Origin of the sequence: Streptomyces sp. NPDC127084, from assembly GCF_042724175.1 — a bacterium.
Classification (GTDB): Bacteria; Actinomycetota; Actinomycetes; order Streptomycetales; family Streptomycetaceae; genus Streptomyces.
On sequence record NZ_JBHXFA010000134.1, the window covers coordinates 1 to 20,091 of the forward strand.

A 20,091-nucleotide genomic window follows, 5' to 3' on the forward strand; every position below is an offset into this window, starting at 1 on the left:
GCCATGGGGGGCGGTACGGGCGGCGCAGGCGGGGTCAGGCGTCCGCCGGGTGCCGGACGTTCGCGTTGACCCATTCGACGATGGATGCCGTCGTGGCGCCCGGGGTGAAGATCGCGGCCACGCCCTTCTCCTTGAGCGGGGGGATGTCTTCCTCCGGGATGATTCCGCCCCCGAAGACCTTGATGTCCTCCGCGTCCCGCTCCTTCAGCAGCTCCAGCACCTTGGCGAAGAGCGTGTTGTGGGCGCCGGAGAGGATGGAGAGGCCGATCGCGTCGGCGTCCTCCTGGATCGCGGTGTCCACGATCTGCTCCGGGGTCTGGTGGAGCCCGGTGTAGATGACCTCCATACCGGCGTCGCGCAGGGCCCGTGCGATCACCTTCGCGCCGCGATCGTGGCCGTCGAGACCCGGCTTGGCCACCACCACGCGGATCGGACCGGTCACACCCATCACTGCCTCCACATCCCGACTGTGCCGCCGTTGGCACGAACCCCGCACCCCGTTCACCGGAAGGACCGGGGAGGTGAACGAACGTTATCTACAGCATCCCGCAACCGCTCGTTTCACGGTGGACAGGGAGGGGGAAATCACACGTGGGACATATTCGCCACGCGCCGCATCGGCACCGTACCGAGCGGCCCGCAGTCGTCAGCGACCGGGCCGCGCCAGGAGTCGGCGAGCGCCAGGGAGCCGTCAGACCATCGCCGCAGCGCCGTATAGCCCGCACCGCCATACGGCCGCACCTCGCACCGCACGACCCAGTGCGGCGCGGCCTGCCGGTCTCCCTACGAGGGCCATGGGGGACGGAGCCGTCGACCCGTGCGCCATTCGGGAGGTCGGCCATGGGGTTGCTGCCGCTCTTGCGCTTTCCGCACTTCCGGCTGCCCGTCGCGCTGCTCCGCGCCACTGTCCTCGAGTTGGCGATCCTGGCCGGGCACCTTGTGCTGTACCCGTCGGGCATCAGCCAGGAGCGGCCAGGCCGTCCGAGGCCAGGAGGCCCCGACGGGTGCGGCGTGGCCGGATCCGGGTGTTCCGCGGGGGACGCGCGGGCCCTGCCCAGCCAGCAGGTGGCGCAGCTTCCCCCGGCGGTGCTCCTCCACGGCTTCATCGACAACCGTTCCGTCTTCGTCCTGCTGCGCCGCCACCTGGCCCGGGACGGAAGACGCTCCATAGAGTCGCTCAACTACTCGCCGCTGACCTGTGACGTACGGAGCGCCGCCGAACTGCTGGGCCGCCATATAGAGGAGATCTGCGCCCGCACCGGTCGGCCCGAGGTCGATATCGTCGGGCACAGCCTCGGCGGCCTGATCGCCCGCTACTACGTCCAGCGACTCGGCGGCGACCACCGGGTCCGGACACTGGTCACCCTCGGCACCCCCCATTCCGGGACCAGCGTCGCCCCGATCGCGAGCGCTCACCCCCTGGTGCGCCAAATGCGCCCCGGCTCGGATGTGGTGGAGGAGCTCAAGCTGCCCGCCCCCGGCTGCCGGACTCGCTTCGTCGCCTTCTGGAGCGACCTGGATCAGTTGATGGTTCCGCTCGAAACGGCCCGCATCGATCACCCGGATCTGCGGGTGCGGAACGTGCGTGTGAGCGGTATCGGCCACCTCGCCCTCCCCGTACATCCGGCCGTCGCGGCAAGCCTCCGGGAGGCACTTGAGGAATCGGAGCCGGGCATGGAAGCCGGGGCGGGGACACCCGGAGCCGTGTCCGTCGCCTGAGGCCCGCCACCTGAACAGACTTCGAACACTTATCGAACATAAGGCCAAAGGTCTCCCTGGACCTCGCCGAAAGACGGCCGAATGCCCGTTTCCCGTCTGCCTGGAACCAACGGAAGATTGTCGGCGTCGCGTACTGCCGGGTACAGTCGCGCCCACTGCGATTCCTCGGGTCCCCCCAGCGCGGGTGACTCCGGATCCTGGTCCTGCTGTCGAGGCGAGAGAGAAGTTGGTGAACGACCAGCACCCCGACGCCGGGTATGACTCCTACGCCTCCGGCAGCTTCGACACCGACCCGCTCTTCGGCTCGCTTCCCAGCGACTACGCCTACGGCACGGGAACCACCGGAGACATCGGCAGCACCGACCAGTACGACGCGACGCAGTGGCAGTCGGCGACGACGGCTTACGACAGCTACGCCACCGCCCAGGCACACCAGCAGTACGACACCACCGGCCAGTGGGACGCCAACGCCTGGAACCAGACGGGCCAGTTCGAGACGGCGGCGGCCACCTTCGCCTATGACACGACGGGCCAGTGGCCCGCGGCGGGCGCGTACGGCACGTCCTACGAAACCGGCGCATACGACGCGACGGCCTGGAACTCGGGCACGGGCAGCGGTGACAGCCTGGGCGCGGAACAGGGCACCAGCACCTACCAGGCGCAGCCCCAGCCGCAGCAGTACGGCGAATACGGCCAGTACGCAGCGCCCACCGGCTACCCGGAGCATCCCGGATACGCCGAATACGCCACGAACCCGGGTGAGTACACCGAGCAGACCGGCTACTACACCGAGCACGCGCCCCTGCCCGAGCAGTTCTCCCCCGAGAACGACTTCCAGGCCGGACCCGGCCTCCACGAGGCCGACCACCACGAAACCGGGCACCTCGGGGCCGTACACCTCGAGACCGAATCCGGCGCCGATGACCGCGTCCTGGACACCGAGCAGCCGGACGGCCGACACGAGCTCCCGGACGAACGGAGCTTCAACGGCTCCGACGATTTCCAGGGCTACGAGGGCTACGACGAGGCCGAGATCGTCGCCGCGGCAAGGACCATGACCGCCCCCGCGGTGTCCATCCCCGCACCGCGCCCCGCCCGCCGCGGTGGCACCCGTGGCCGCCGCCGCACCCCGGCCAAGCGTTCCGCCATGCTCACCGTGGCCGTGCCCTCCGCCTGCGTCATGGGTGTCGCCGGTGTGGCGGCCGCCTCGGTGGGCGGACTCTCCGGGGACGAGGAGAGCACCAGCAAGACCACGGTCACGGCCGCCGATCCCGCCTCGGTGCAGTCGGTCCCGGCCAACAGCAAGCTCGACACCCAGCTCGCCGCACTCAGCGCGGACGCCCGCGACTTCGGCGATCGCGCCAGCCGCACCCAGGAGCGCATCGACCTCAAGGCGCGCCAGGAGGCAGACCGCAAGAAGCGCGAAGCTGAGGCCGCCCGCCGTGAGGCACTGCGCCCCAAATTCGCCCTCCCCGTCAGCCGGCCCGGGCTCAGCGCCTACTTCGGCCAGGCAGGCGTCAACTGGATGTCCATGCACACCGGTATCGACTTCCCCGTCTCCTACGGGACGCCGGTGAAGGCCGCCACCGACGGCACAGTGCGCACCCAGTGGAACAGCGCCTACGGGAACATGGCCATCGTCACGGCTGCCGACGGCACGGAAACCTGGTACTGCCACCTGAGCAGCACCAAGATCCGTTCAGGATCGGTCAAAGCCGGCGACGTCATCGCCTTCTCCGGCAACTCGGGCAATTCCACCGGCCCACATCTGCACTTCGAGGTGCGGCCGGGCGGCGGTGACGCGATAAACCCGCTGTCGTGGCTGCGCAGCCACGGGCTCGACCCGACCTGATCCCGCCGCACCGCAGGGAAGCCGGTTCCGCGCCGCCTTCGGGGGTGCGGCGTTTTCACCGCAGCACCCCCCGCCACACGGCTCCCCGCTACAGCTTCTCGACCGGTGCGTACCGCAGCAGCAGCCGCTTGGGCTTGGCGTCACCGAAGTCGATCGTCGCCTGGGCGTCCGCGCCCGATCCCGTCACCGCCATCACCGTGCCAAGACCGAACTGGTCATGCGTCACCCGGTCGCCGACCGCCAGCGCGATCACCGGCTTGTCCGCCGCGCGCCGGGTCGCGAAGCCCGAGGGGCCGGAACGCGACCGCGACGAGGAGAGCGACGAGGTGATCCCCGAGACCGGACCCGCCGGGGAGGCCATCGGTCCCGTCCGCTTCCAGTCCAGATGCGCGTCCGGGATCTCCTCCAGGAAACGCGACGGAGGGTTGTACGAGGGCTGACCCCAGGCGCTGCGCAGCGACGAACGGGTCAGATAGAGCCGCTCACGGGCGCGGGTGATGCCGACATACGCCAGCCGCCGCTCCTCCTCCAGCTCCTTGGTCTGGCCGAGCGCCCGCATATGCGGGAAGACCCCGTCCTCCATACCGGTAAGAAACACGACCGGGAACTCCAGGCCCTTCGCCGTGTGCAGCGTCATCAGCGTGATGACGCCGCTGCCCTCCTCGTCCTCGTCCGGGATCTGGTCCGAGTCGGCGACCAGCGCGACCTGCTCCAGGAACTCGGCGAGCGTGCCGGAGCCCTCGTCGGCTCCGCGCTCCTGCTCGAACTCGAGGGCGACCGCCGCGAGCTCCTGGAGGTTCTCGATACGGGTCTCGTCCTGCGGATCGGTCGACGCCTGGAGCTCGGCGAGATAACCGGTGCGCTCCAGCACCGCCTCGAGGACGGTGGCCGGTCCCGCGCCCGATTCGACGATCGTGCGCAGCTCCTCCATCAGCGTGTTGAAGCGCTTGACGGCATTGGCCGAACGGGCCGCCATGCCGTACGCCTCGTCCACACGCCGCAGCGCCTGCGGGAAGGTGATCTTCTCGCGCAGCGCGAGGGCGTCGATCATCGCCTCGGCGCGCTCGCCGATACCGCGCTTGGGGACGTTCAGGATCCGGCGCAGCGGGACGTTGTCCTCGGGGTTGGCGAGGACCCGCAGATAGGCGAGGACGTCCCGGACCTCCTTGCGCTCGTAGAAGCGCACGCCGCCGACCACCTTGTAGGGCAGGCCGACGCGGATGAAGATCTCCTCGAAGACACGGGACTGGGCGTTGGTCCGGTAGAAGACGGCGACATCGCCCGCCTTGGCGTCGCCCGCGTCCGTCAGCCGGTCGATCTCGTCGGCGACGAACTGCGCCTCGTCGTGTTCGGTGTCGGCGACATAGCCGGTGATCTGCGCGCCCGCGCCCGCGTTGGTCCACAGGTTCTTGGGGCGGCGGCTCTCGTTGCGCTCGATGACGGCGTTGGCGGCGGAGAGGATCGTCTGGGTGGAGCGGTAGTTCTGCTCCAGCAGGATCGTGGTCGCGTCCGGGTAGTCCTCCTCGAACTGGAGGATGTTGCGGATGGTGGCGCCGCGGAATGCGTAGATCGACTGGTCGGCGTCGCCGACGACGCACAGCTCGGCGGCGGGCAGGTCCTCGTATCCCTCGCCGACCAGCTCGCGCACCAGGGTGTACTGGGCGTGGTTGGTGTCCTGGTACTCGTCCACCAGGACGTGCCGGAAGCGGCGCCTGTAGTGCTCGGCGACGTCCGGGAAGGCCTGCAGCAGATGGACGGTGGTCATGATGATGTCGTCGAAGTCCAGGGCGTTGGCCTCGCGCAGCCGCGCCTGGTACATCCGGTACGCCTCGGCCAGCGTCTTCTCGAAACCTCCCCCAGGGCCTCCGGCCTGGGAGGTGCCCCCCTCGGCCTGATCGGCGAAGGTCTCCTCGTCGATCAGCTCGTTCTTCAGGTTGGAGATCTTGGCGCTGAACGACTTCGGCGGGAACTTCTTCGGGTCGAGGTCCAGATCGCGGCAGACCAGCGCCATCAGCCGCTTGGAGTCGGCGGCGTCGTAGATCGAGAACGACGAGGTGAAGCCGAGCTTCTTGCTCTCGCGGCGCAGGATGCGGACGCAGGCGCTGTGGAATGTGGAGACCCACATCGCGTTGGCGCGCGGGCCGACGAGATGCTCGACCCGCTCCTTCATCTCACCCGCGGCCTTGTTGGTGAAGGTGATGGCCAGTATCTGCCCCGGGTGGACATTGCGGGTCGCCAGCAGATGGGCGATCCGATGGGTCAGCACCCGGGTCTTCCCGGAGCCGGCTCCGGCCACGATGAGCAGGGGCGAGCCGGTGTGGACCACGGCGGCGCTCTGCTGTTCGTTCAGCCCTCCGAGCAGCGCGGCGGGGTCCACGGCCGGGCGTGGTACGCCGCTGCGGTAGTACTCGTCCCTGGTCGGAGGCACGTCGAAGCGCCCGTCGAAGAGGTCGTGCGGGACGTCCTCGGCGGGGCCGTGCTCGTCCGGCTCGTCATATCCTTCGCGCTCCGGAGGCGGGGGTTCCTCCGAGGCCGTCGAGCGCTGGAGGCCGGCCAGGAAGCTTTCGTCAAAGAGGCTGCTCATCGCTTTACGAGTCTAGGCCGCCGCACCGACAGCCCGCCGCCACCTCCCTCAATCCCCCGTCTCGATCACGCCAATATCCCGCCGATGTCCGACCCGGCCCCAGTCGTCACATTTAGTGAAGTTGCAGCCACGACACGCCAAGGTCACGGAAATGTATCGGACATAACGCGCACCGACCTTCACAAGAGCGCCACAGTTTGGCTAGCGTGCTCGCCCAGGCAGCCCGTACCCCCGCGGCGACAAACGCCAATCGGGCAGCTCGCGCCGAATCCGACCATTCCGCAAGGAAAGTGAGGAACCGGGGACCCAACTCTCCTGCGCCGACCAACGCAAGAGGGGCCCCACCGGGGTGAATCGGGCCACGCCCAGCAAGGCCCGTAGGACAACCTTCCGTTCCGTCCGAACCCGACAGCTAACCCGGTAGGCGGCAAACGGAAGGAGATGCCGTCTTGGCATCGCACCGCAAGGCGACGGGTGCCCGTACGGGTACACGTACGAAGAGTCCCGCCGTCGGGTTCACGACGGCGGCCATCGCGGGAGTGACCTTGCTCTCCGCGCAGAGTGCCCAGGCCGAACCACAGCCCAGTGTCGACGAGGTCCAGAAGAAGGTCGACGACCTCTACCGCCAGGCCGGCACCGGTACGCAGCAGTACAACCGCGCCAAAGAGGAAACGGCGCAGCAGCGCCGCAAGGCGGACCAGCTCCTCGACGGCAACGCACAACGCACACAGTCCCTGAACGAGGCCCGGCGCGCGCTCGGTTCGACCGCCGCCGCGCAGTACCGCACCGGCGCGCCGACCGCCGCGCTGCTCCTCGCGGACAGTCCCCAGCAGTACTTCGACCAGACGCGTCTGATGGACCGGCTCTCCGATGAACAGCGCGAGGCCGTCACCGACTTCGAGGAGCAGCGGTCGGCGGCGCTGGAGCAGCCAACGGAGGCGTCCAGGAGCCTGGAGACACTCAGCGTCTCGCAGGCGTCCCTGCGCACCACCAAGGAGACGGTGCAGCGCAAGCTCGCCGAGGCGCGGGGGCTGATGGCGAGGCTGACGGCGGAGGAGAAGGCACGGCTCGCGGAGCTTGACCGCCGGCGGGAGGAGAAGGCCCGCCGCGAGGCCGAGGCTGAGGCCAGGGCAGCGGCTGAGGCCGCGGCGGAGCGGCGGGCACAACCGCGGCAGGAGGGCATCGGGACAGGTGCCGGTGCGAGCACGGCCGCTGGTTCGTACGCCGCCAAGGCGCAGCAGGTGCTGGCCTTCGCCCGCACCCAGCTCGGCAAGCCGTACGTCTGGGGCGCGACCGGCCCCAGCTCCTACGACTGCTCCGGCTTGACCCAGGCGGCCTGGCGGGCGGCCGGTGTCGATCTGCCCCGGACCACCTCGAACCAGGTGGAGGTGGGGCAGCGGGTGGCGACCAAGGACCTCGTCCCCGGCGACCTCGTGTTCTTCTACGACGACATCAGCCATGTCGGGATCTACACGGGCAACGGCCAGATGATCCACGCCCCGAAGCCGGGCGCGAACGTCCGCGAGGAGTCGATCTACTACATGCCGATCCACGGGAGCGTGCGGCCGGTCTGAGCGGAGCTCGCAGCCAGCCGGGCTCACATGCAAGGGGTGCCCCTCGGCCCCGGCCGCAGGGGCACCCCGCGATCAGTCGTGGCGCACCAGGAGCTCCAACTCGCCCACATGGAACTCGCCTGCTCCCCAAGCGCCTGGTACCGGTCGTACCGCTCCGGGGCCAGGGGCTCGGCAAGCACCAGTTCCAGCACCGGGAACCGTTGCCGGGCGGTCGCCCGGCTCATCCGAGACCGGATCACGTCAGGTCACATCGGGTCAGGTCCAGAGAGTCGCGATGAAGATGTTGGCGATGGTGAGGCCGCCCACCGCGCCGAACACCGCCTTGTCCACCCGCTCCTCGTCCCGCTTCACATAGACGAGCCCGAGGATCACCACCAGCACCGCGAGCTTGATGCCGACCTTGAGGTTGTTCACCGCCTGGTCGTCCGCCTCATTGAGTCCCACCAGCGCCACACCCGTGACCAGCATCGTCAGCGCCCCGTGGAGCATCGCCGGGGTGAAGCGGGCCGTCCCGGCGCCCATGGCCTTCATCTGGGTCAGGAAACCGCCGAGCAGCGCCGCGATACCGATGATGTGCAGCGCGACGAAGACATTGATGAGTACGTCCATGACACCGGAGCCTAGCTCCCCGGTCGGAAACCGACCTGGGCGCGCTGACTTCCGTCAATATCGGTCATCTCGCCCCGTCGGCTCACCATGTCGGTCTAGCGTCCTCCCCCAGGTGATCGACCTGCCGATCTCATACCGGTCAGCAGACTCGACCGCCACGCCGAAGGATCCGGCGGCGGGACGCTTCCCCTGGGCGGACCGCCGCCGGAACCGTACGGAACGACCTACCGGACACCGGAAGGACTGGCCCTCGTGGCAGCGCACCGCAGACCCAAGCAGCGCAACCTGGGCGGCACCGCCGCCCGCACCGCTCTCACCGTCGCGCTGGCGGGTGCCGCGACAGGCACTCTCTTCGAGGGCGCCGGGCACGCCGACCCCGGCTCCACTCCCGAGCAACTGAAGACGAAGGCAGACGGCCTCTACCGGGAGGCGGAGGAGGCGACCGAGCGGTACAACGGTGCGAAGGAGGCCGCCGCAGCGGCCCGCACCACGCTCGACGGGTTGCGCGACGAGGCCGCCCGGCGCACGGCACGGCTCAACACCGCCCGGGACGCGCTCGGTTCGCTCGCCACCGCCCAGTATCGCGCGGGTGGTCTCGACCCTGCCGTGCAACTGGCTCTCAGCTCGGACCCGGACGCCTATCTGACAGGCGCCGAGTACGCCGAGCGGGCCGGATCCCGGCAGGCCGCCACCCTGGCCGGGATCCGCGAGGAGAGCCGGGAACTGGCTCAGTTGAGAGCCGAAGCCGACGGGCGGCTGGCCGAGCTGACGGAACGCCAGGAAGAACTCGCGCGGCACCGCAAGGCCGTACGCGAGAAACTCGCCGCCGCCCGATCCGTCCTGGCCCGGATGACTTCCGATGAGCAGGCCGCCTACGCGAGCGGGGACGGCACGCTGCCCGGCCGGGCCGACCGCGACGACACGCGCGGCGCTGTCGCGGCCGACGCCCCCAATCCCCGTGCGGCACAAGCCATCGCGTACGCGTACGGAGCGCTGGGAAAGCCCTATGTCTGGGGCGCGACGGGGCCCTCGTCATACGACTGCTCAGGCCTCACCCAGGCCGCCTGGCGTTCGGCCGGGGTCTCCCTGCCCCGGACCACCTACACCCAGATCGACGCCGGACCCAGGGTGCCGCGTTCCCAGCTCGCGCCCGGTGACCTGGTGTTCTTCTACTCAGGCATCTCGCATGTGGGCCTCTACATCGGCAACGGCCAGATGATCCACGCCCCGCGACCGGGCGCACCCGTGCGGGTCGCGCCCATCGACCAGATGCCGTTCGCCGGCGCGACCCGGGTCGCATAAGTCGCCTCGTCGTGCCTTTGCCAGGTGGGGTCACACCAGTCGCCGTGCCGTGGCCCACCTCGTCAACTCATGGCGGTTGGACAACTGGAGCTTCCTGAGCACCGCCGACACATGCGATTCGACGGTCTTCACGGAGATGAAGAGCTGCTTGGCGATCTCCTTGTACGCGTATCCGCGTGCGATCAGCCGCAGCACCTCCCGCTCCCGCTGGGTGAGCCGGTCGAGATCCTCGTCCACCGGAGGCGCGTCGGTCGAGGCGAACGCGTCGAGCACGAAACCCGCGAGCCTCGGCGAGAACACCGCGTCCCCGTCCTGGACGCGGAAGACCGAGTCGACCAGGTCGCTGCCGGTGATGGTCTTGGTGACATAGCCCCGCGCGCCCCCGCGGATCACCCCGATCACGTCCTCTGCCGCGTCCGACACCGAGAGCGCGAGAAAGCGCACCGGATGCTCCCCGCCCATCAGCCCCGCGCAGCGGCGCAGTACCTCCACCCCGCCGCCGCCGGGGAGGTGGACGTCGAGCAGCACGACCTCCGGGCGGGTGGCCGTGATCACGGTGACCGCCTGGTCGACGTCGGCGGCCTCACCGACCACCTCGACTCCGGTCTCATCCGTGCGGCCGATCTCGGCCTGCACACCTGCCCGGAACATCCGGTGGTCGTCGACGAGCACGACCCTTACGCGACGCTCCGAACCTCGCTCGCCCCCATCGGTCTGCTCGGTCATCCGTCCGCCTCTCACTGTCCTGGGGAAGTCCCGTGGTCTGGGCCCTGGGAGGCCCCGTGTGAAGCACCGTCGCGGGTCTCCGGCTCCCGCTCCATCTCGAGCTCCACCTCGGTGCCCCCGCCGGGCACGGAGCGCAGCCGCGCCGTGCCGCCGTTGCGCTGCATCCGCCCGATGATCGATTCTCTAACGCCCATCCGGTCCTCTGGAACCGCCTCGGGGTCGAAGCCGGGCCCCCTGTCCCGTACGGAGACGAAGACGGTCCGGCCCTCGACCTCCGCGTACACCTGCACAGGGCCGCCCTCGCCACCGTACTTCGCGGCATTGACCATCGCCTCGCGCGCGGCCTGTATCTGCGCCACCAGCCGCTCATCGAGCGGGCAGTCGCCGACGACGACGACCTCCAGCGGAACGCCGTGCTTGTCCTCCACCTCGGCGGCGGCCTTCTTCACCGCGTCCGAGACGGTGGCCGGCTCCTCGTCCGCCTCCTTGCCGGTGCCCTCGGGGCGGTAGAGCCAGTTGCGCAGCTCGCGCTCCTGGGCCCGGGCCAGTCTGCGCACCTCACCGGCGTCGTCCGCGTTCCGCTGTATCAGGGTGAGGGTGTGCAGGACAGAGTCGTGCACATGGGCGGCGACCTCGGCTCGCTCCTGGGCGCGGATGCGCATCAGACGCTCTTCGGACAGGTCCTGGGTCATCCGCACCAGCCACGGGCCCACGAGCAGACCGACGCCGACGATCACGGCGATCGCCGCCGTCATGACGTTACCGAACTGGGCGGCCGAGCCCCGGACGACGACGAAGACGGTCAGGCCCATACCCACCAGGGCGACCCCGGCGAGGCCCCGTGCCAGCTGGAACAGCCGACGGCGGGTGCCACCGCCGGTCCACCGGGCCCGGCGGGCGTTGTCCGCCTGGCGCCACACCAGGACGAGACCGGTGCCTATCAGCAGCACCGGCCAGACATAGCGGTTGACCGGGCCGCCAAGGTCGACGTTGACGACGAACGAGACGGCCCCGATCAGCAGGCCGAACAACGCGAACAGTTGGCCCTTGTCCGGCTTGCGCAGCCGCCGTCTGCCGTCGGATGTCGTCTCGAAGACCGGCTTCGACTCGGCGGACCTGCCACCGACACCGAGGGGCACGACGATCCAGAACACCGCGTACAACAGCGCGCCGAGTCCGTCAGCCATGAAAAGGCAGAAGAAGATCAGCCGGACCCAGACCACAGGCAGACCGAGATGGCCGGCGAGCCCGCGCGCGACACCGCCGAGCCACCGTCCGTCGGCGCTGCGGTACAGCTTGCGGACGGTCGGCTCTTCGGCGTCCGGCAGGCGGGCGGCTGCGGCTGACATGCCCCGATGGTCACACGTCCGTCCCATCGCTGGCATCAGGGCCGTCCCTGAGACTGTCCCTGATCCCCAGGGATCCCGGAGGGGGAATATCAGGGACGGTCCAGGGTCGGGACGGCTGCCGCCGGGCGCCGGGGCCGGTCACCATGGAGCCATGACTCAGCCGACCACTCCGCCCCCCGCGCCACCGCGGGAGCAGCAGCCCCAGCTGCGCCGGACCCCGCGACAGAAGCTCGTGGCCGGTGTCTGCGGCGGGCTCGGGCGCTACTGCGACGTCGACCCGGTGATCTTCCGGATCGTCATCGGGGTGCTCACGGTGATGGGTGGCATCGGTCTGATCTTCTACGGGTTCGCCTGGCTGCTGATGCCCCTGGACGGCGAGGAGGAGAACGAGGCCCGCCGCGCGCTGTCGGGCCGGGTGGACGGTGCGGCACTGATCGCCGTGCTGATGGCCCTGCTCGGCTGCGCCCTGTTCCTGTCGATGATCGGCAATGGCACCATGCTCGGGTTCGCCGCGATGCTGTCGATCGCCATGGCGGCAGCGGCGGTCTGGTCGCAGCGGCGCAGCCTGGCCGCGTCCGACGGTGGCCGGCTCGACCCCGCGACAGCGCACGCCGTCAAGGAAGCACCGCCGGAGACCAAAGCCCCGCCCGCGCCGGGCGGGCCCTCATGGTGGCGTGACCCCATCGTCAAGGACGGCTCGACGGGGCCGGTGGCCACCGGCTATCTGTGGGGGCCACCGGACGCGGTGGCCCCAGACTGGGCTGAGGCGGTGCCCCGGCAGCCGGGTGCGCGAGGGGACCGCGGCCGGGCCCAGGAGCGGATATCCGGCCGGTTCCCGGGCCCGGTGGAAGTCCCGGCCGCCGCCTCACGGCCATACGGGAAGCGTGGCATCGGGGGGCTGGTGTTCCTGCTCGCGCTGCTCGCGGGCGGCCTCGGCGCAGGTCTGAGCTGGGAATCAAAGCCGCTCGGCACCAGCCTGGAGACCGGTTTCGCGTGCGCCCTCGCGGTGTTCTGCCTCGGTCTGCTGACAAGCAGTCTCCTCGGGCGCAGGCGCGGGGGCACGGTCCTGCTGACCATAGTCACCGCCTTGCTGCTGGCGGCCTCGTCCATGCTGCCGAAGGAGATCGGAACCCAGTGGATACGCACGGACTGGCAGCCGGCGACCATCGCGGCGGTCGTACCGCGCTATGAGCTCGGCAGCGGCGATGCCAGGCTCGATCTGGGCGGTCTCGCCATCCCAGCCGAGTCGACCGTGAACACCACGGTGGAGGTGGGTGCGGGCCGGCTGAGGGTGGTCGTGCCCCGGGACGCGACGGTGAAGATCACCGCCAAGGCCGGTCTCGGGGTGGTCCGGCTGGCGGACGAGCAACGGGAGGACGTGGATGTGGGCCCGGACCGGCGGCGGACGATCACGCTGCCCCCGGCCGGGGAGGCAGGCGGGAAGCCGGCCGGGAAGGCGGGCCCGGTCGGGACACTCACGCTCCATCTCGAGGTCGGGCTCGGGCTGGTGGAGGTCACCCGCGCTGCGCCTTGAGCTTCGGCCGCTCCGGCCGCCTGAAGCCCCGTCCGGACGTGACTCGGCCCCGCCGCCTGAAGCCCCGTCCGGACGTGACACGGCCCCGCCGCCTGAAGCCCCGTCCGGACCGTGTGTCCGTCGAGAGCGGTCGTGCGGCCTGAGCCAGGCGGCACACGCCGTGAGCCGGACGCGGGCCGCCGGGGGGTCCGGCGAGCCGCGTGGCAGAGGGCTGTTCCCGGTCGGTGCCGTCGCTTCGCGCACTACCGGCCCAGGCGGCGCCGATCCGCGATGGCGGCATCGACGGACAGCACTGAGGCACCTGCCAGGACCAGGGGCAGCCAGGCCATCAGATACACGAGATCGTTGCCGTAGTAGTACGGCGATGTCTGCCAGCTCACGGTCAGCCACAGACTCAGTGAGATCAGCGCCCCGCCGAACGCGGCGAGCCGTGCCAGGAGTCCGAGCAGGGTGCCGATGCCGACGGCGAGTTCACCGATGGCGATGGCGTAGCCGAAGCCCGAGGGGTTCTTCAGGGCCAGGTCCACGAGTCCGGGGATCGCCGAGGAGCCGCGTACGGACCTCATGAGTTCACCGATCGAGCCCGTGCCGCTCGCCGAGAGGAAGGTCTGGTCGAGGAGCTTGTCGAGTCCGGCATAGATGAAGGTCACGCCGAGGAAGAGCCTCAGGGGCAGCAGCGCGTAGCGCTGCGCGGTGCCCTTCCAGCCGTCGTCGCCGTTCCGCCGGTCGTCAATCAGCCCGTAGGTTGTCATGGTCGTCGTCCGGTCCATATGCGCCATCGTCGCCTCCGCGTCGTACCCGGCTGGAACGATTCTTCCCACGATCCGCAGATATGACTACGCGACTGACGGCTGTATGGCTCAGCGGGTTCAGTCCGTGACGTCGATACCGACCCGGTTGGACTCGGCGCCCGCCGCGGTCACCACCTGCACATCGACCCGTCCGGGTTCGACATCGACCGGGACCGGGACCCTGATACTGGTGTCGGTGGGATTGGTGAATCCTCCGGCCACGGGCACCAGCGGGACATGCACATGGACCGTGCCGATGCGCACCGTCATCCGGGCCAGCCGGTCGGGGGCGCCCGCACCCGGGGGGACGAAGCCCGCGCCGCGGATCTCGATGTCGTCCCCGGTCCTGATGGGGCCGTCCAGATCGCCTGGTTCACGGGCACGGACGACCGAGAGGACGACGGGCCGGGAGCCCTCGGCGTACTTTCCGGCCAGATAGACGAAGGCCGAGACCAGCGCCAGGGCGGTCACGCTCCAGGGGAGCCGCGGCAGCCCGCCCGGATCCCGGACGAGAAGGACCGCCGCGTAACTCAGAGCCGCCGCGCTGACCAGCACGTACTGGGCGTCCGTAAAGCTGCCGCGCCCGGCGTCGTCGCACAGCGGATCAGCCGGGCGCGGATGGTCGGCCTGCACCTTCTGCACCCGCTGGGTGAGGACGCGCACGATGACCACCCGGCGTACGACCACGGCGATCAGGCAGACGACGGTCACCAGCACCAGCAGGGCGGTACCCCTGGCGAGCCCGGACCCTCCGCCCAGCCCGCCTCCGGCTGCGGACCCGGCCGGAGAGGCACCCGCCGCAGCCAGCCTCATGGCGAGGAACAGCACAGTGGAAGCGGCGAAGAGCACCCAGGCTCCGGCTACCACCCGTGAGGTGGACAGCCGGTTGTCCTCGGCGACCAACGGCGCGAGCAACCCGCCATGGGCCCGGTGCAGCCATGCGGCACCGGTGAGCAGCACGGCGCAGGAGAGCACGGCGGCCAGCGCGGCGGTACGTGTCGGGCCCCAGCCGGTATTGATGGCTGTCCCGGCAAGAGGTACCAGGGACAACCCGGCGCAGCCCCAGACCACGAGCAGCGTGCGCCGCCAGACGCGGTGCAGCCAGGCCGCTCCGGCCGCCCTGCTGCGTTCGGCGACGGTACGGGCCGACGCCGTCAGTTCATCCGAGATCCACTGGCGAGAGGCCCCTTCGGAGTATGCGATCTGCGCGGGGAGCCCCTGCCCCGAGGCGAGCTCGTCCCGGCGCGCGCCGAACTCGGCCACCGCACGCCGGTGCCCCTCGCGCGCGCCATGCGGGCAGTCCCCGCAGGTGCAGCCGCCGCCGTGCACGCTGTGTCCTACCTCTTGCACCGCCACGGCACGTCGCACCCTTCCACCAGAGCTGAGCAGCTGAGCAACAACCTTGTACTGACAAGGAATTGTGCCGTACCGGTGGTCACCGGAAGTGCCTTAGAAGACGATACGCGGGTAATGCGAGGGTGATTGCCCAACGATCAAATTGACGTACTACGACATGAGTTCGGGTTCAGCATCCATCACCCGCCGCCACAGCGGCTGATAGCTGATCCACGCGACCAGATCGCCACCGAGCTGCTCACGCGTGGCCACGGCATCCCGGTGTGCGATGAGCACCGGCTTCCCCGCCGCCCGCGCCGCGAGTTGCACCCGCGCACAACGCTCCATCGCGATGAACCACCACGCGGCGGCGTCGACGGAGTCGCCCACGGTCAGCAGTCCGTGGTTGCGCAGGATGATCGCCTTGCGAGCGCCGAGCGCGGTGGCGATGCCGCGCCCCTCGGCTGCGTTGACGCTCACACCGGTGTAGGCGTCGTACAGCGCGTGGTCCTCGTAGAAGGCGCAGGCTTCCTGGGTGATCGGTTCGATGAACTCCCCCAGCGCCGCCAGCGCCCGCCCATGTGTGGAATGCGTGTGCGCGACGGCCACCACCCCGGGCCGCGCCCGGTGCACCTCGGCATGCACGGCGAACGCCGCCTGGTTGACGCGCCGGGTGCCCTCGACGACCTGCCCCTCCCCGTTGACCAGGAGCAACGCGCCCGCGGTCATCGTGGCGAACGGTTCCCCGAAGGGATTCACCCAGTAGCAGTCGTCGAACTCGGGGTCCCGCGCGGTGATGTGTCCGGAGACCCCGTCCTCGTACCCGAGCCCGGCGAACACCCGCAGCGCCCCCGCGAGCCGCTGCTTGCGGTAGGCGCGTTCCTCTGCGATCGACTCGTGTAAGGGCGGCATGGCGAACCGCAGCCAGTCGGCGGAAACGGGGGCCAGTGCGGGAGCGGGAGCAGGGGCGGGTGCCTTCGCCGGGGTCTCGTCCATGCGGCGGAAGGTAGCGCCGCGCACCCCAACTGGCCAGAGAGGCGACGCGCCTTGAGGATCAGAGCTTGTCGATCTCCGTGAGGTCGATGTCGATGTCGAAGGGTACGGAGACCTTGAGGCGGTCCTGGAAGATGCCGGTGGCCACGTAGGCGCGCGACACCTTGTCGAGTTCGAAGACATGGACCACCGGCCGCTCGTCCTCGCCCGCCATCTCGACTCGCCAGAAGTAGGGGATACCGGCCCCGGCGTACTTGTGGGGCTTGGTGTCGCTGTCGCGGGCCTCGGAGTCGGGAGAGACCACCTCGACCGCCAGCAGCACGTCCCGTGCCTGGAAGTACGTCTGCGCCCGGCTGCGAGCCGCTGCCGCACGGACCACCGACACATCCGGTTCGGGGCCGTTGCGCTTGTCGACCACCACGGTCATCTCTCGTACGACCTTGAGCTCAGGCGGCGCGGTGCTCCGCAGTCCGTTCACCAGCAGGTCGATCGCAAGACTGTGGAAGTAGCGCTGCGGACTCACGAAGACCAGACTCCCGTCGATCAGCTCGGTGTGCGGCGGGAGGTCGGACAGGGTGAGCAGGTCGTCCACCGTGTAGCCGTCGCGCGGCGGCACCGGCCAGTGGTGCGAGATCTCTGCGCTCATGAGTGCTCCCATGGCCGTGATTCTGGTCCGTGCGATCAGACTACCCACCGCGAACGCCGACGCCGCCCCACAAACGAATGAGCGACGGCGTCGGCGTTGACAAGCGGGGAGGCTCACTCCCACTCGATGGTGCCCGGCGGCTTCGAGGTCACATCGAGGACGACGCGGTTGACGTCCGCGACCTCGTTGGTGATGCGGGTGGAGATCTTGGCCAGCACCTCGTACGGCATCCGGGTCCAGTCCGCCGTCATGGCGTCCTCGGACGAGACCGGGCGGAGCACGATCGGGTGGCCGTAGGTGCGGCCGTCGCCCTGGACGCCGACCGAGCGCACATCGGCGAGCAGGACCACCGGGCACTGCCAGATCTCACGGTCCAGACCGGCCGCCGTGAGCTCCTCGCGGGCGATGGCGTCGGCCTCGCGCAGCAGGTCCAGGCGCTCCCTGGTGACCTCGCCGACGATACGGATACCGAGGCCGGGCCCCGGGAAGGGCTGGCGGTGGACGATCTCCTCCGGAAGGCCGAGCTCCTGGCCGACCATCCGGACCTCGTCCTTGAACAGCTTGCGCAGCGGTTCGATCAGCTCGAACTCGAGGTCCTCGGGGAGTCCGCCGACGTTGTGGTGGGACTTGATGTTCGCGGTGCCGGTGCCACCGCCGGACTCCACCACGTCGGGGTAGAGCGTGCCCTGCACCAGGAACTGGACGGGCTCGTCGCCGTGCGCGCCCGCCTCGGCGATGATCTCGGCCTGCGCCTGCTCGAAGACCCGGATGAACTCCCGGCCGATGATCTTGCGCTTCTCCTCGGGGTCGGACACCCCGGCCAGCGCGTCCAGGAAGCGCTCCTGGGCGTCGACGACCTTCAGGGAGACCCCGGTCGCGGCCACGAAGTCCTTCTCGACCTGCTCGGTCTCGCCCTTGCGCATCAGACCGTGGTCGACGTACACGCAGGTGAGCTGGGAGCCGATGGCCTTCTGCACGAGGGCGGCGGCGACGGCGGAGTCCACGCCACCGGACAGCCCGCAGATGGCGCGCTTGGCGCCGACCTGCTCGCGGATCGCCGCGACCTGCTCCTCGATGACGTTTCCGGTGGTCCAGGTCGGCTCGATGCCGGCGCCCCGGTAGAGGAAGTGCTCCAGGACCTGCTGGCCGTGCGTGGAGTGCATCACCTCGGGGTGGTACTGCACCCCGTACAGCTTCTTCGCGTCGTTCTCGAAGGCGGCGACCGGGACCACGTCGGTGGAGGCGGTGACGGTGAAGCCCTCGGGCGCGGCGGAGCAGGCGTCACCGTGCGACATCCACACCGGCTGCTCGGCCGGGGTCCCTTCGAAGAGGGTGGAGCCGGGCTTGCTGACGTGCAGGCCGGTACGGCCGTACTCACGGGCGCCGGAGTTGTCGACGGTGCCGCCGAGGGTCTGCGCCATCAGCTGGAAGCCGTAGCACATGCCGAAGACGGGCACGCCCGCCTCGAAGAGCGCGCGGTCGAGCTGCGGGGCACCCTCCTCGTACACGGACGAGGGGCCGCCGGAGAGGATGATCGCGGCAGGGTTCTTCGCCAGCATCTCGGAGACCGGCATGGTGGACGGCACGATCTCGCTGTAGACCCGGGCCTCGCGGACTCGGCGGGCGATGAGCTGGGCGTACTGGGCGCCGAAGTCGACAACGAGGACGGCGCGGACGACGTCCGGGCTGTTGTTGTCGGGCGCGGCAGCGGTGGGCGCTGAGGACACTACGGCGGCCTTCCGGCGTGCTGGGAGGGGTTCTGTTTGTTGATTCTACCGGCGGCGGCGGGCCGTGCCGGGCCGCTGTTCGGCTTAACATCCGAATCACCCGGCCGTCCGGCTGGCCCCGCACCGGGCCGGAGGGCATACTGAGCGCCATGCACAAGCACCAGACCTTCGTCTTTACCTATGGCATCCGGCCCGCCGGCTGCCATGGTCGTGCTGCTTGAGCAACTGACAAGCGACTTCCCAGGCGCCCCGGGCCGACAAGGCCCGGGGCGTTCTGCGTGTACGGGCAGTGTCATCTCCGACCGGGGCTTACCGGGTCGTCCTGGGCCGTCAACACCCATCGCACCCAGCACGCAAGGAGACCTGCACCATGAGCCTCACCACCACCTCCCCCGCATGTGAGACCGGGGCACGCACCCCCGAGGCAGCGGCGCTCATCGGGGACGCGCGGGAGCGTATCGACTCCCTTGACGACCGGATCATCGGCCTGATCCAGGAGCGGATGGCAGTCTCGGCCGTCATCCAGGAGGCCCGGATCAGCTCGGGTGGCCGCCGCGTGAACCTGGCCCGCGAGATGGAGGTGCTGAGCAGGTACCGGGACGCCGTCGGCAAGCCGGGTACGTCGCTGGCGATGACGCTTCTCGAGCTGTGCCGGGGCCGTGTCTGACACGGGTGTCCCGGCCCGCTCTCACCCGTACGGCGCGTGACCAGGCCCTGCGGTCCTCGTTGGTCCCGGTGTCCGTGCCAGCCAGGGGCGGGCCCGAAGGAAAGAACCACGCGTGGCTCCGCTGGGGCGTGTGGCGCACCTCAGGTGTGTCGTGGGACCTCGCCCCGGCGTGCGTGACCGGTCGGCAGGGGACAGCAGGCCGGTCACCCGAAGAGCGGTCGGCTCCGGGGACGCCCGGGGCCGCCCGGCGGAAAATGCAAAAATGCACAAAGCCGGATCGAACGGTTGCGGAGGCCGCGTCCATCCAGCACGATGCGTAAGAAGGCTCCGGGTGTCCCGAGCACTCCCCGGTACTCCCGCCCCGGACTCCCAAGTACCCGCGCACACACCTGCATTGACTGCCTCACCGCAGTGCACCGTCCACCCGCCAGAGGTCGAGACCACGCGTGCGCCCCGTGTGCGCCGGGGCGCCGACCCAGGGCACGTGAGACAAGCGGCGCAACCCCCCGGCGCCGCTCCCAGGCACCGGCGCTGCCCTGACGTCGGTGCTGACGGAGAAGGGGCCCCCCGGTCCGGGCGGCGGGGGCCGTCGGGCGTGCCGCCCCACCGGTCTGGCGCACCTCACGCGCCGGCCAGGTGCGGGTGAGGGTCGGGTCGAGTTAGGCGCAGGTTGGCGGCTCGGT

At 70.0% G+C, this 20,091-nt stretch carries 16 protein-coding genes and 1 riboswitch; of the genes, 6 read left to right on the plus strand and 10 right to left on the minus strand.

The genetic code is table 11. The annotated features are described in order from the left end of the window. Positions 1-34: 34 nt before the first annotated feature. On the minus strand, positions 35-448 hold the full coding sequence (locus ACFWI9_RS26040; RefSeq protein ID WP_338677185.1) for a cobalamin B12-binding domain-containing protein: 414 nt from the start codon (positions 446-448) through the stop codon (positions 35-37). Positions 449-840: 392 nt separating this feature from the next. Here ACFWI9_RS26040 and ACFWI9_RS26045 point away from each other — a divergent pair, with 392 nt between their 5' ends. Both ACFWI9_RS26045 and ACFWI9_RS26050 read left to right on the plus strand, forming a co-directional pair. Then, positions 841-1,719, plus strand: coding sequence for an esterase/lipase family protein (locus tag ACFWI9_RS26045; RefSeq protein ID WP_387165469.1), 879 nt, complete (start codon positions 841-843; stop codon positions 1,717-1,719). Between the two features lie 229 nt (positions 1,720-1,948). Then, entirely contained in the window at positions 1,949-3,571 is a 1,623-nt protein-coding gene (locus ACFWI9_RS26050) for a M23 family metallopeptidase (RefSeq protein WP_387165470.1), read from the plus strand. Between the two features lie 88 nt (positions 3,572-3,659). On the opposite strand, the gene pcrA is transcribed toward ACFWI9_RS26050, so the two are convergent. Beyond that, positions 3,660-6,155, minus strand: coding sequence for a DNA helicase PcrA (pcrA, locus tag ACFWI9_RS26055; protein ID WP_387165471.1), 2,496 nt, complete (start codon positions 6,153-6,155; stop codon positions 3,660-3,662). A 252-nt stretch (positions 6,156-6,407) separates the two neighbouring features. Beyond that, a riboswitch (cyclic di-AMP (ydaO/yuaA leader) is annotated at positions 6,408-6,598 on the plus strand. 6 nt (positions 6,599-6,604) lie between these two features. On the opposite strand from pcrA, the gene ACFWI9_RS26060 reads away from it, so the two are divergent. Next, entirely contained in the window at positions 6,605-7,729 is a 1,125-nt protein-coding gene (locus ACFWI9_RS26060; RefSeq protein WP_387165473.1) for an NlpC/P60 family protein, read from the plus strand. Between the two features lie 255 nt (positions 7,730-7,984). Here ACFWI9_RS26060 and ACFWI9_RS26065 read toward each other — a convergent pair whose 3' ends face one another. Then, positions 7,985-8,338, minus strand: a complete 354-nt coding sequence (locus ACFWI9_RS26065; RefSeq protein WP_387165475.1) for a hypothetical protein — start codon at positions 8,336-8,338, stop codon at positions 7,985-7,987. A gap of 252 nt (positions 8,339-8,590) precedes the next feature. On the opposite strand from ACFWI9_RS26065, the gene ACFWI9_RS26070 reads away from it, so the two are divergent. After that, entirely contained in the window at positions 8,591-9,640 is a 1,050-nt protein-coding gene (locus ACFWI9_RS26070) for an NlpC/P60 family protein (protein ID WP_387165477.1), read from the plus strand. Positions 9,641-9,670: 30 nt separating this feature from the next. Here the strand turns inward: ACFWI9_RS26070 and ACFWI9_RS26075 are convergent, their stop codons facing one another. Both ACFWI9_RS26075 and ACFWI9_RS26080 read right to left on the minus strand, forming a co-directional pair. Then, positions 9,671-10,366 carry a LuxR C-terminal-related transcriptional regulator gene (locus tag ACFWI9_RS26075; protein ID WP_387165479.1) on the minus strand — a complete coding sequence of 232 codons (696 nt, stop codon included), beginning with the start codon at positions 10,364-10,366 and terminating at the stop codon, positions 9,671-9,673. Between the two features lie 11 nt (positions 10,367-10,377). Beyond that, a complete protein-coding gene (locus ACFWI9_RS26080; RefSeq protein ID WP_387165481.1) occupies positions 10,378-11,715 on the minus strand; it encodes a PspC domain-containing protein in 1,338 nt (445 codons plus the stop codon). A gap of 151 nt (positions 11,716-11,866) precedes the next feature. Here ACFWI9_RS26080 and ACFWI9_RS26085 point away from each other — a divergent pair, with 151 nt between their 5' ends. Then, positions 11,867-13,249, plus strand: a complete 1,383-nt coding sequence (locus ACFWI9_RS26085) for a PspC domain-containing protein (protein WP_387165483.1) — start codon at positions 11,867-11,869, stop codon at positions 13,247-13,249. 242 nt (positions 13,250-13,491) lie between these two features. On the opposite strand, the gene ACFWI9_RS26090 is transcribed toward ACFWI9_RS26085, so the two are convergent. The 5 genes from ACFWI9_RS26090 to guaA all read right to left on the minus strand — a co-directional run bounded on the left by ACFWI9_RS26090 (position 13,492) and on the right by guaA (position 18,741). Then, positions 13,492-14,028, minus strand: coding sequence for a TQO small subunit DoxD (locus tag ACFWI9_RS26090; RefSeq protein ID WP_387165495.1), 537 nt, complete (start codon positions 14,026-14,028; stop codon positions 13,492-13,494). Between the two features lie 90 nt (positions 14,029-14,118). Beyond that, the gene (locus tag ACFWI9_RS26095; protein ID WP_387165485.1) at positions 14,119-15,396 is read right to left on the minus strand and encodes a hypothetical protein; all 1,278 of its coding nucleotides are present in this window, start codon (positions 15,394-15,396) and stop codon (positions 14,119-14,121) included. 150 nt (positions 15,397-15,546) lie between these two features. Beyond that, positions 15,547-16,371, minus strand: a complete 825-nt coding sequence (locus ACFWI9_RS26100) for a class II aldolase/adducin family protein (protein WP_387165487.1) — start codon at positions 16,369-16,371, stop codon at positions 15,547-15,549. A gap of 58 nt (positions 16,372-16,429) precedes the next feature. Next, positions 16,430-17,014 (minus strand): Uma2 family endonuclease, encoded by a 585-nt coding sequence (locus tag ACFWI9_RS26105; protein WP_387165489.1) that lies wholly within the window; start codon positions 17,012-17,014, stop codon positions 16,430-16,432. Positions 17,015-17,127: 113 nt separating this feature from the next. Then, a complete protein-coding gene (guaA, locus tag ACFWI9_RS26110) occupies positions 17,128-18,741 on the minus strand; it encodes a glutamine-hydrolyzing GMP synthase (RefSeq protein WP_387165491.1) in 1,614 nt (537 codons plus the stop codon). 370 nt (positions 18,742-19,111) lie between these two features. On the opposite strand from guaA, the gene ACFWI9_RS26115 reads away from it, so the two are divergent. Next, positions 19,112-19,408, plus strand: coding sequence for a chorismate mutase (locus tag ACFWI9_RS26115; RefSeq protein ID WP_387165493.1), 297 nt, complete (start codon positions 19,112-19,114; stop codon positions 19,406-19,408). Positions 19,409-20,091 lie beyond the last annotated feature (683 nt).